The following is an 11551-nucleotide window of genomic DNA, read 5'->3' as shown; positions in this document are numbered from 1 at the left end:
CCTTTAACCGTGGCGGCCACAGAACGTCGCGCCGTAAAAAGCTGTAACTCCTCCGGTCGGGCGAGCCCGGCTGGAACGGAGTGAATGCCGGTTTCCTGCGGGTCAGAGCGTGAATTTCGCGGATACGAAAATGGTGCGCGGGTCCGCAAACTGCGCCGACTCGTAGATAGGGACGCCCCCACCCTGCACGAACGTCTCACTCTGCAGATAGCGGCGATCCAACAGGTTCCGCGCCGTCGCCTGGATAGACCAGCGCTTGTCCGGACTGGTCCAACTGGCCATTGCGTTGACATAAGTCTGCGGTGACAGGCGCGTCTGCGGATTGGCGGCCGAACTGGTGTACAGAGAAGACTGAAAGGAGACATCCGCCCCGACATAGAACGTTCCCGGCAGATGAACAGGCAAGCGATAGGTCAACGACCCCATTGTCTGAAACCGGGGCGCGTATGCGAGGGGTGCGCCCACATAGGGGCTATTATTATAGATTTGTCCGCTGGCCAGCCGCGTCCGCGATACAGTTCCCTCGAATGTGTCAAGCACCGCGTAGAGATACGAGGCCGTATAATGCAGGTCGAGATCACGGGTCAGCTTCGCGGAGGTTTCGATTTCGGCGCCGGCGGAATGTCCTTTGCCTGCATTGAAACGATGGGAAAGGCCATTCGTCGGATCTGTCGTCGTCAACTGGATGTCGTCGAACTGATTCCAGAAAAGCGCGCCGTTGAAATGAACCCGTCCAGGCAGCGGATCGGTTTTCACGCCAATTTCGTAGGTTGTCACGATTTCAGGATTATAGGCTATCGCGGCTTGCTGGCTGCCGCTGGCGGTCGGCGTCTGCGCGCGGAAATCATATCCTGCGGATTTGCCGCCTTGGGAAATGCTCACATACGCCATAAGGTTGGAGCGCGCCTGCCAGCTGAGCGACCCTTTGGGAAGAAGCTGCACCCAGCTCTGGCGGGCCGAAACCTGCCAAGCCTGATCGTTCGGGACACCCCACAGGATATATTGAAGATTGTTCGCCGGCATGGCCAGGTGTGACGGACCGGGTGCCAGATACGAAAGCGTTTCCGCGTTCGAATGGTTCTCCCAGTTGAACCGCAAGCCTGCGGTAAAGACCAGCTTTGGTGTGATGTGGTATGACGCATCGCCATACACGGCCCAGTTGCGATTCAATTGGTCGATGACGGCGTAGACCGGCATCGTCCGGATCAGGGCGGGGTTGTTTGTTCCCGTGCCTGCGGCGTTGTTGGCCCAGCGTTGGGTGAACCAGTCCTCATAGAGGAAATAGGCCCCGACGTTGAAATTCACCCTGCCGTAATCGCCGCGCAGACGCAATTCCTGCGAATACATTCTCTCTTTGTAATAAAGAGGCTGCGACGTTCGAGAATAGTAGTCACCCGTGTTATCATACACCCCCCTGTCGTCGTAACCACGGATGCCGCTGATCGAAAACAGGCTCAGGTGCGGCGACAATGTGTATCGGACATTGCTGATGAACCCGACCTCGCTGTAGTTATTCTTTGGATATAGCCGATTGTAATTGCCGTAGATATAGGGATTCAGCAGGTTGCCAACCCCCTTGTTGGTGCTTCCGTCCACCGTGCCGTCGAAGGAAAGCGTGATGTCGAGACGCTCGTTCGGCGTGAAACGCAGCTTTCCTCTGGCCTGCGTATAGTCGATGTTGTTCGTGTCCTTGCCGACCGTATAGTTGTGATCTATGCCGCCGCGCGCATGGCGGCCAAATGCAAGACTGGCATAGACCTTGTCCCGAACCAGCGCACCGCTCGCCGCAACACCGATCTGGTACTCGTTATAGGTTCCATAACCGGTCTGCGCGACAAAACGGCGCTGGTTCGTGGGCACGATCGTGTTGATGCGAACGGCGCCACCCTCGGACTGATGGCCCGTGAAAATGACCGGACCGCGATCGACTTCCATATCGGCGACATCCATGAGCTCCTGCATATTGCCCATATTCCTCGGCAGATAGACACCGTCTATGTATGTGCCGACCGACGGTTCACCCTGCGGGTCGATTTCACCGATTCCCCGGATGAAGTAATTCGTGACCGCATACCCGGGCATGTTGTTCGGAACGTACAGGTTCGGCGTCAAACGCGCGAGCTGCCTGGTGTTCTGGACACCCAGCCTCTCGAGGCGCGCCGCCGTCAACAGGCTCGCGGAGGCGGGGGTCTTCTGAAGTTCTGACGCCCGCCTCGCATTGCGAGACAGCCCCTGGACCGAGACACTCTCCACGTCCTCGGGGCGTACTCCGATACCTTCGGGCGCGCGACGAGACGTCTGGCCCGTCGCCTGCTTTCGAGACTGCGGCGCCTGCGCCGCCCCAGGTGCGCTCCGCTTGGTTCGATCGGCCTGGTGCCGTGCCGTCGCCCCACGCGCTTCACTGGCGGCAAAGACAAGAAGGGCGGCGCAGCACGTGGTCTGCCAGAGATAGCCTGCAAGGTATTCCTTGCTCGACAGGCGTCGCGGCAGTCCGGCACCATATTGAAAGTGCATTTTTTGATCTTCTCAGCGAAATGACGAAGTGGCAAAAATGTAGTTTCAGAACTCAAATATTAGCGAAGGCGCGATGATATATTCACGCATTTTTTCGAATTTAATGTTGAGTAATATAAACTTTATTCATTATAGTTATTCACATTTAATTATTTTACCTTTGAGTTTTTGTTTTGCAATCAATGGGGCGCGTCGCGGCACCTGCCTGTCGACCGGCCCGCGATCACGGCGGTGTCACCATGCTGCGTCAGGCGGGTCTGAAAGGGTGAAGTTCTTCGTTCCCCTTTTGGAGAACGCATCGCCGAATCTTTTGCCATGCAGGCACGAAAGCACCACGACAACCGCCCAGCGGTTCCGCGTTAATCGCCCGATATCTGAATATTATTGTGTATTCAGCAATTCTTTAAATGAACGTTCAGGATATCACCCGCTCCGCGGCAGCGCCGGCGGTCACTTCCACCCGGTTCCGGCCACGTTCCTTGGCGCTGTACAGCGCCTTGTCGGCGCGCGCCAACGTGTCGCCGGCCTGGCCATCGCACGCCGTTATGTCCGAAATGCCAATGCTGACGGTGAAGTCGATCGGGCGGCCCCGCACGATGGCCGGACTGGCCGCGACCATCCGGCGCAGCCTCTTGGCGAAGAGTTCCGCCTGCGCCAGGTCGGCACCGGGCAGGCAGACGGCGAATTCCTCGCCCCCCAGACGGCCGGCACAGTCGGTCACGCGCAATGTCGTGCGCAATATCTTGGCGAAGTGGCGGATTACCGCGTCACCGACCGTATGGCCGTACGTGTCGTTGATGGTCTTGAAATGATCAAGGTCGATCATCAGCACGGCGGCGCGGCTGTCGTTCTCATGGAGGCCCGCCGCATGAAGATCCCCCCGGCAGGCGGCGGCACGGCCGACGCACAGAAAGGCCTCGTCCAGTCGTTCGGTAAAGGCGCGCCGGTTGGGCAGCTGGGTCAGATGGTCGATGCACGCCAGGTCCTTCAGTTCCTGTTCCACGCGCTTGTGCTCGGTCACGTCGACCACCAGGCCGTGCCATAGGATGCCCCCGTCTTCCTGCCGGACCGGGCGGGCGTCGATCTGTCGCCAGCGCAGGCCCTGCGTAGGCAGCAGCACGCGAAACGTGCAGTGCCACGGCACCATATCGGCGGCCGAGGCCACGCGCGCGGCACGATAAAGATCGAAATCCTCAGGATGGATGCGCGCTTCCAGCGGGGCGACGGTCGTGGCCACCTGCCGGGGCAGGAGTTCGTAGATGTCCGCAATCCGCATGCTGGCATAGGGCAGGCACGCGGCGCCGTTGACGGCCTGGCGATACTGGAAGACCAGCCCGGGGATTTCGTTCGTCAGATTGGCGATCAGATCCCGGCTGTTGCGCAGTTCCTCGGCCAGCAGGCGCGTCGAGGTGATGTCGGTCGTCGTCCCCACCATCCGCAACGCTCGGCCGGCGGCATCGCGTTCGATGACGCGGCCACGGGTGAGGACCCATTTAAAGGTGCCGTCCTTGGCGCGCAGCCGGTGTTCGACTTCGTAGCTGGGGGTCCGTCCCTCGAAATGGGCGCACATGGTCGCCTGCACATAGGCCAGATCGTCGGGATGCACGCGGTCGTAGCTGTCTTCGATCCGGTTCGAGATATGGTCGAGGTCGTAGCCGAGGAGTTCAACCCAGCCGTGCGAATAGCGGATTTCCCCCGTGACGACGTTTCGGTCCCACAGGCCGGTTCCGCTGCCCACGATCGCCAGGGTCACGATATCCGCAAAATCCTGCACCTGTTCGACGCCCCCCCCGGTACGTGTCAGCGCATCATAACGACATGCGGCCGCGTCGCAACGCCACGCGCGTGGCCTCGCGCGTTGACCGCCTCCCCCGGAACTGTTGGCGTGCCGGCATGATCGAGACCCCCGCGCCCGCAGGGGCTGGAGGATTTCGAACCCTGGGGGGAGGTCGGTCTGGCAGATCTCCGGCGCGCCCCGGGCGAGAATTTGGACGGCGTACCCGAGGCCACCCGGATCATGTCCATGACTGGATGGGGCGCCTGACGCTACCCTAGATCTCCTGAATCGCCGTTCAGAGCGAACGCAGCCCGATCACGACCGAACGAGCGGAACCCCGTGCTGAACCGGTTTCTCAGGGGAGGTCTTTGTAGAGGTCTTCCATCGTATCGCGGATGTGCTGGGCGACCTGCTGTTCCACCAGGTCGGCATCGCCGCCCAGCCAGGTTTCCAGCAGCGCCTGGTGGGCGATGTGGGCGCGTTCGTAGCGGTCCTCGGAACGCAGGTGGAAACGGATATACCGGTCGGCCAGGACGTTGATCCGTTCGACGAAGGACATCGTCAGCGTACCGGCGCCGGGCTGGATCAGCGCCAGGTGGAAGGCGCGGTTGTAGGCGCCGGTGTCAGGGTCGTCATGACGTTCCGCCCGGCGCAGGCGGGTCAGCGCCATCCGGGCGGCACTGTGATCGGCGGCGGTCGCCTTGCGGCAGCCACGGGCGGCAGCAGGCGGTTCGAGCTGCAGGCGCAGGATGAACACTTCCTCGGCCTCGGCCGAGGACAGGGTGCTGACCGAGAAGCCCCGATTGGGATGGGACAGGACCAGCCCGTCCTGTTCCAGCCGGGCCAGGGCCTCGCGCAGCGGGATCTTGCTGACGCCCAGTTCGGTGGCGATCGTATCCTGGCGGATGGGATCACCGTCCGGCAGGGTGCCGCTGAGGATGCGGTCGCGGATCAGGTAATACAGCTGATCCGAGATGGTGCGGATCGTCAGCGGACGGTCGGCGATCGCGGGCAGGGGTTTGCCGATGGGCATGTGGGGGAAGCAACCTCCTGGCAGCGCGGAAAAACCAGAGCCGGCCCGTTTGCCATCGGGCCTGCCCCATTTTCGTCAAGAAAGCCGAAAATATGTTTCGGAAGCGGGTCGGCCGACGATCCGGCGCAGCGCATCCCGCGGGATACGACAGAATGGCCTGGCCCGACAGCCCCGATTACAAAACAATTCTGACCGGTCAGACAACCTGGAAACCCTGCCAGAAGACGTCCTCGCGGTCGATCCAGATTGTGTTCAGGCCGGTCGAAATCGCGCTGCCCGTGATCAGGGGCACGATCGCCGGCCGGCCGGCGAGATCGGTTTCGCAATCTATCGCACCGATGAAGCGGCTGCGGATGAAGCTGTCATGCGCGAAGCGGGCACCGGCCTGCAACGCGCCGCGACTCCACAGATGCGCAAGACGGGCGGACGTGCCGGTGCCGCAGGGGCTGCGATCGATGGCCCGGTCGCCGTAAAACACGGCGTTGCGGCCCTGCCCCGGTTCGTCGCCCGGTTCGGCCCACAGCACGTGGCTGACACCGGCGATCGTCACGTCCAGCGGATGGACGGGGTGACAGGCGGCCCGCACGGCCGCGCGCACCCGCGGGCTAAGGTCCAGGATACGCTGCGCGCCCAGTTCGTCGAGGCTGCGATAGGGGCCCTGAGGTTCGACGATAGCGTAGAAATTGCCGCCGTAGGCGACATCGACCACCATCGGGCCGAATCCGGGCACGTCGATTTCGACCCCGGTCGCCGCGACATAGGCCGGGACGTTGCGGATGGTGACCGACGTCACGCGCCCGCCGCCGGTCGTGTAGGTGACGCCGATGGTGCCGGCCGGAACCTCCAGCGTCAGGCGGCCGGGTTCACGCGGCACGATCAGCCCATGTTCCAGCGCGAAGGTGACCAGCCCGATCGTGCCATGCCCGCACATCGGCAGGCAGCCGCTGGTTTCGATGAACAGGAGGCCGGCGTCAGTGTCCGGCCGGGTGGGGGGATAGACGAACCCGCCCGACATCATGTCGTGTCCGCGCGGTTCGAAGCACAGGCCGGTGCGGATCCAGTCGAAGCGGGCCAGAAAATCCTGCCGGCGTTCGCTCATGGACGCGCCGCGCAGCAGGGGCGCGCCGCCGGCGACCAGACGGACCGGATTGCCCGCCGTATGTCCGTCGACGCAGAAGAAGGTGTGACGCATCGCGTACCCCCTGGTCCGGATGGGATGGCCCGGCCGCTGGCCGGACCGATGTGACGAGTTCAGAAGGACGACCTGTCCACGATCATGCAGCCTGCCTGCCCGCGTCAGCCACAGGGCCGGGTGGCGGCGGCGCGTTCGACCATCGCCGTGACCGCCGCCCGGCGGGCGCCGGCCAGCGGCAGGCGCGGCATGCGCACCCGTTCGCTGCCGCGTCCCATGATCTGTTCGGCCAGCTTGATCGCCTGCACCAGGTCGTGTTCGGCATCCAGATGCAGCAGCGGCATGAACCAGCGATAGATCGCCAGCGCCCGTTCCATGTCGCCCCGGGCCAGGGCATCGACCAGCGCCACTGATTCCTGGGGGAAGGCGCTGGTCAGGCCCGAGATCCAGCCCTGGGCCCCCAGCATCAGTCCTTCCAGGGCGACATCGTCCAGCCCCGCCATCAGCACGAAGCGGTCACCGAAGGCATTGATCAGGTCGGTATAGCGGCAGGTATTGGCCGAGCTTTCCTTGACCGCCACGATCGTCTGGATCGCCGCCAGCCGTTCCAGCACCGGCAGGGTGATGTTCACCCGGTAGGCGGTGGGGTTATTATACAGCATGATCGGCAAGTCGGACGCCGCCGCGACGGTGGAGAAATGGGCCTCGAGTTCCGCCTCGGTGGGGACGTAGACCATGGCGGGCAGCACCATCAGCGCATCAGCGCCGATCCGTGCGGCGTCTGCGGCAAAGCGCGCGGCACGGCCGGTCGTCAGTTCCGACACGCCAACGATAATGGGCACGCGCCGGGCCACGACCTCGCACGCCGCGCGGAGAAGGGTCCGTTTTTCCTCGGGCTCCAGCGAATTGTTCTCGCCGCAGGTGCCCATGACCACCAGGCCGTGCACCCCGTCGCGCACCAGCGCGTCCAGCACGCCCTGCGTGGCCGCGAGGTCGATCGAACCATCAGCCGCGAACTGGGTCGTCGCCGCGGGGAATACGCCTGTCCACTTCATTGTGCGCCTCGCTTGCTTTCGGTTTTGTTTCGTTTATCGTATACGTGTCGATATGGAAAGGACGAAATCATCCTGCCTTCGCCGCCCGCTGGCATGACCGACATGCCCGAATCCCTTTCGCCAGCGCCCCAGGACGCGCCCGAGACAGCGCCCCCGCCGACGCATCCCCGGACCGCCATCGTCGTGGGCGGCGGGCTGGTCGGACTGTGCTGCGCGCGGGCCCTGCGCGCAGCGGGGCTGGACGTCACGCTGGTCAGCGAACCCCGCTACACCCCGCCAGCATCCTCGGGCAATGCGGGGCATATCGCGATCGAACAGGTGATCCCGCTGGCATCGCCGGCGGCGCTGGCCTCGGCCCCCGGGCGGCTGTTCCTGCGTGGCGGAGCGCTCGATTTCGGCTGGACGCGGCCAGGGTCCTGGGTGCCGTGGCTGCGCCACTACCTGCAGGCCTGCAGTCCCGCCCGTGCCCAGGCGGGCCAGGAGGCGCTGCGGGGGCTGCTGGCCGAGGCAATGCCGGCCTGGCGGCGGATGACCGCCGAACTGGGCCGGCCCGAACTGCTGGACGAAGCCGGGCATCTGATGTTCTGGCACGATTCCCGGCGCGCCGAACCGGGCATGGCGCACTGGCTGGCCGCCGATACCGGGACCGCCACCGTCCGGCGGCTGGACGCGGACGAATTTCCCGATCTGGACGGCGTGCTGGCCCATCGCCCCTGCGGCGCCCTGAAGCTGGAGGGCACCGGGCGGGTCACCGTAAGCCCAGGCACGATGATGAACATCCTGTCCGACACGCTGTACGGGGCACAGGTGCGGCGCGTGGCCGCACGTGCGGTCAGGCTGGCGCGCGACGACGCCGGCACGGCGGTGCACCTGACGGACGGGCAGGTCCTGGTGGCCGACCGGGTGGTCATCGCCACCGGCGTCGGCACCAAGGCACTGTTGCGGACGGCGGGCCTGTCGGCGCCGGTGGTGGCCGAGCGCGGGTACCACATCGAATGGGACCATGGCGGCCTGCCTGCCCTGCCGCCGATGGTGTTCGAGGAACGATCGATGATCGTCAGCCGGTTCGGTGCCCGGTTGCGGACGTCGTCCTTTATCGAGTTCACGGCCCCCGACGCCCCGCCCGATCCCCGCAAATGGCGCTACCTCGAAGAGAATGTCCGCGATCTGGGCCTGCCGGTCGCATCGGGCTTCAGCCACTGGATGGGGTCGCGCCCGACCCTGCCGGACTATTTGCCCGCCATCGGGCCGCTGCCCGGCCTGCCGGGCGCGATCGCGGCCTATGGACACCAGCATCTGGGCCTGACGCTGGCGCCGCTGACCGCCGAACTGGTGCGCGCGCTGGCGACCGACACCGCCCCCCCGATCGCGCTGACGCCGTTCCGGCCCGAGCGGTTCAGCCGAACACGCCCTGTCCAGCCCCTACAACCCGCTTTGGCACAACCGACGCCGACATAACCGGCCCCCTCCCCCGGCACGAGGTATTCCATGCCCGCCAGTTCCTCCGCCCCATCCTCCTCCCCTGCCCTCGGCCCCAGCGTCGGCGGGGCGCACACCGATCATTTCCGCCGGTCGCTGTCGCTGCTGGACCTGACGATGATCGGCTTCGGGTCCATCTTCGGGTCGGGCTGGCTGTTCGCGGCATCGAACGTATCGGCCATCGCCGGGCCGGCCAGCGTCATATCCTGGGGGATCGGCGGGCTGGCGGTGCTGCTGCTGGGGCTGGTCTTCTGCGAACTGGGGGCCGCGCTGCCGCACGCGGGGGGCGTCGTGCGCTATCCGGCCTACAGCCATGGGCCGTTGCTGGGCTTCCTGATGGGGCTGATCACCGTCATTGCGTTCTCCAGCCTGATTTCCATCGAAATCGTGGCGGCGCGGCAATATGCCGGGGCGTGGATCCCCGGCCTGACCCGCAACGCGGCGGGTGACCCGACCTGGGCGGGCTGGGTAGTGCAACTTGCGGTGCTGGCCGGGCTGCTGCGGCTGAACCTGTCGCCGATCCGGACCTTCGCGCTGTTCAACAACATCGTCACGGTGTTCAAATTCTGCGTGCCGTTGCTGGTGATCGTCGTGCTGCTTGGCCACATGGATAGTGGCGCATTCACCCGCCACGGCTTCGCTCCCACCGGCGGAGCCGGGATCGAGGCCGCGATTTCCACCGGGGGGATCATCTTCGCCTATCTGGGCCTGACGCCGATCATCGCGGTGGCCAGCGAGGTGCGCAATCCGCAGCGCACCATCCCGCTGGCGCTGACAGCGTCGGTGCTGATGGCGACGGCAGTGTATGTTCTGCTGCAGGTCGCCTTCGTCGGCAGCGTGCCCGACCGGCTGCTGGCCGGTGGGTGGGCCGGCATCGCCCATATCCTGGCGCTGCCGTTCCATGACATCGCCATGACGGTGGGGGCGGTCTGGCTGGCGACGCTGGTGGTGGCGGACGCCATCGTATCGCCCGCCGGGACGGGCAATATCTACATGAGCGCATCGCCCCGCATCATCTATGGCTGGGCGCGCGGCGGCACCTTTCCCGCCCTGTTCGCCCGCGTCGATCGCGGCAGCGGCGTGCCCCGCCCTGCCTTGTACCTGACCTTCGTGATGGCGGTGTTCTGGACGCTGCCCTTTCCCTCCTGGCAGGCGCTGATCGGCGTCGTGTCGTCGGCCCTGATGATGAGCTACGCCTTCGCGCCCATTGCCGCCGCCGCCCTGCGCCGCACCGCGCCGGACTTGCACCGGCCGTTCCGCCTGTCGCGCATGGCCGTGATGGGGCCGCTGTCGTTCATCATCGCGTCGCTGATCGTCTACTGGTCGGGATGGCAGACCGTGTCGTGGCTGCTGACCCTGCAGCTTGTGCTGGGAATCGGCTTCCTGGTCTGGTGGGGTATCGCACGGCGGCCGGGCCATCGCGGGCAGGTGCGCCATACCGGCTGGGTGCTGGTCTATTTCGCCGGCATGGTGGTCCTGTCGGGTGTCGGCAGCTTCGGCGGCAGCGGCATCCTGCCGCATCCGCTGGACGATGCCGCCGTCGCGCTGTTCGCCCTGGCGATCTATCTGTGGGCCGAGCGCAGCGGAAGCCCGGCGTTCATGGAACAGATCGGCCGGTGAAATCCCGCCGCCGGACACAAGGCTGCGGCGATGTCCGGCGGATCGGTGCAACTTTCACGCGTGTCGAAGGTTAGGGCGAGACAGATCGTTTCTGATCATCCCTTCCGGTTACAAAATATCGTGTCATTTCATGATAAAATAAAAATATCCCGGCCGCCCTACGGGCAGGTGCCGGGCCTGCCGGCCGGCGCGACCGAACCCGATGGAGTCTATGAAGACATGATCGATGGGGCCGCCCCATGACGATTCTCGCCACCTTGCCGCTGGCGCGCATGCGCGTGACACCCAACCTGATGGCAACCCCGATCGGCACCATTCTGGTGACCTCCGAGATCGGGTCCGACACGCAGAGAATCGTGATCCGCACCCGCATGGTCATGGAACGGCAGGCGCGACCGGGCCTGCTGATGGTCCAGGACAAGTTGTCGGGCTATTTCGTGCCCGATGAGGATTGCGGCGCCTTCGTCCGCAACGCCATTGACGCGACCGACCTGCTGACGCCCATGCTGAAGGATATTCTGCCGGGCCTGCGCTACATGAACAATGCCTGCGTGCGCGGCGACGTATGGCACCTGAGCGACGAATCCGGCACCCTGTTCACCGGCGTCGCCGTGGGGTCGGCCCCGCTGGAAACCGCGGTCTCGGGCTATGCCCGGATCATCGACGGGCGCATCGGCGAAATCGTGGCCGCCCGCCGCCTGACCTATCTGGGCCGGTTGGACCTGACGGTGGCGCCCGCCACGCCAACCCTGGCCTGACTGTCCCAAGGCGCGGCCCCGAACCCGCCAAAGAACCCCGCCCTGGGAAACCCTGTCGTTTCATCCATGATCGGGTCCAGGGCCTCAGGCCCTGGTGGGGCATGGGGCAAAACCCCATGAAAAAGGGCGCCGGCCCTGATGGTTCCGGCGCCCCGATCGGTGATCCGCGGGGGGATCAGACCG

9 protein-coding genes are annotated in these 11551 nt (G+C 64.9%); 4 read left to right on the top strand and 5 right to left on the bottom strand.

From position 1 onward, the window contains the following. Positions 1 to 102: 102 nt before the first annotated feature. The 5 genes from HLH34_RS18090 to HLH34_RS18070 form a co-directional block, all read right to left on the bottom strand. Entirely contained in the window at positions 103 to 2514 is a 2412-nt protein-coding gene (locus HLH34_RS18090; protein ID WP_183120961.1) for a TonB-dependent receptor, read from the bottom strand. 415 nt (positions 2515 to 2929) lie between these two features. After that, positions 2930 to 4267: a sensor domain-containing diguanylate cyclase gene (locus HLH34_RS18085; RefSeq protein WP_264784437.1), complete on the bottom strand. Its 1338-nt coding sequence runs from the start codon at positions 4265 to 4267 to the stop codon at positions 2930 to 2932. Positions 4268 to 4646: 379 nt separating this feature from the next. Beyond that, positions 4647 to 5324, bottom strand: a complete 678-nt coding sequence (locus HLH34_RS18080) for a GntR family transcriptional regulator (RefSeq protein ID WP_183120959.1) — start codon at positions 5322 to 5324, stop codon at positions 4647 to 4649. Between the two features lie 196 nt (positions 5325 to 5520). Beyond that, positions 5521 to 6516 carry a 4-hydroxyproline epimerase gene (locus HLH34_RS18075; RefSeq protein WP_183120958.1) on the bottom strand — a complete coding sequence of 332 codons (996 nt, stop codon included), beginning with the start codon at positions 6514 to 6516 and terminating at the stop codon, positions 5521 to 5523. A 104-nt stretch (positions 6517 to 6620) separates the two neighbouring features. Beyond that, entirely contained in the window at positions 6621 to 7511 is an 891-nt protein-coding gene (locus HLH34_RS18070; RefSeq protein ID WP_183120957.1) for a dihydrodipicolinate synthase family protein, read from the bottom strand. 102 nt (positions 7512 to 7613) lie between these two features. On the opposite strand from HLH34_RS18070, the gene HLH34_RS18065 reads away from it, so the two are divergent. From HLH34_RS18065 to HLH34_RS18050, 4 genes are read left to right on the top strand one after another with little or no spacing between them, the layout of a single operon-like run. After that, on the top strand, positions 7614 to 8969 hold the full coding sequence (locus tag HLH34_RS18065) for an NAD(P)/FAD-dependent oxidoreductase (RefSeq protein ID WP_183120956.1): 1356 nt from the start codon (positions 7614 to 7616) through the stop codon (positions 8967 to 8969). Between the two features lie 30 nt (positions 8970 to 8999). Beyond that, a complete protein-coding gene (locus HLH34_RS18060; RefSeq protein WP_183120955.1) occupies positions 9000 to 10610 on the top strand; it encodes an APC family permease in 1611 nt (536 codons plus the stop codon). Between the two features lie 30 nt (positions 10611 to 10640). After that, on the top strand, positions 10641 to 10853 hold the full coding sequence (locus HLH34_RS18055; RefSeq protein WP_183120954.1) for a hypothetical protein: 213 nt from the start codon (positions 10641 to 10643) through the stop codon (positions 10851 to 10853). Next, on the top strand, positions 10850 to 11368 hold the full coding sequence (locus tag HLH34_RS18050; RefSeq protein WP_183120953.1) for a hypothetical protein: 519 nt from the start codon (positions 10850 to 10852) through the stop codon (positions 11366 to 11368). The genes HLH34_RS18055 and HLH34_RS18050 overlap by 4 nt, the downstream gene beginning before the upstream one ends. Positions 11369 to 11551 lie beyond the last annotated feature (183 nt).

Source organism: Gluconacetobacter azotocaptans (assembly GCF_014174355.1).
GTDB classification, from domain to species: Bacteria; Pseudomonadota; Alphaproteobacteria; order Acetobacterales; family Acetobacteraceae; genus Gluconacetobacter; species Gluconacetobacter azotocaptans.
The sequence above is the reverse complement of the archived record's forward strand: the minus strand, read 5'-3'. Positions and strand labels throughout refer to the sequence as shown.

Excerpts from the sequence above, each read along its gene's own strand:
- HLH34_RS18090 (WP_183120961.1), bottom strand. The coding sequence starts at position 2,514 with ATGCACTTTCAATATGGTGCCGGACTGCCGCGACGCCTGTCGAGCAAG.
- HLH34_RS18080 (WP_183120959.1), bottom strand. The coding sequence starts at position 5,324 with ATGCCCATCGGCAAACCCCTGCCCGCGATCGCCGACCGTCCGCTGACG.
- HLH34_RS18075 (WP_183120958.1), bottom strand. The coding sequence starts at position 6,516 with ATGCGTCACACCTTCTTCTGCGTCGACGGACATACGGCGGGCAATCCG.
- HLH34_RS18070 (WP_183120957.1), bottom strand. The coding sequence starts at position 7,511 with ATGAAGTGGACAGGCGTATTCCCCGCGGCGACGACCCAGTTCGCGGCT.
- HLH34_RS18065 (WP_183120956.1), top strand. The coding sequence starts at position 7,614 with ATGCCCGAATCCCTTTCGCCAGCGCCCCAGGACGCGCCCGAGACAGCG.
- HLH34_RS18060 (WP_183120955.1), top strand. The coding sequence starts at position 9,000 with ATGCCCGCCAGTTCCTCCGCCCCATCCTCCTCCCCTGCCCTCGGCCCC.
- HLH34_RS18055 (WP_183120954.1), top strand. The coding sequence starts at position 10,641 with ATGTCCGGCGGATCGGTGCAACTTTCACGCGTGTCGAAGGTTAGGGCG.
- HLH34_RS18050 (WP_183120953.1), top strand. The coding sequence starts at position 10,850 with ATGACGATTCTCGCCACCTTGCCGCTGGCGCGCATGCGCGTGACACCC.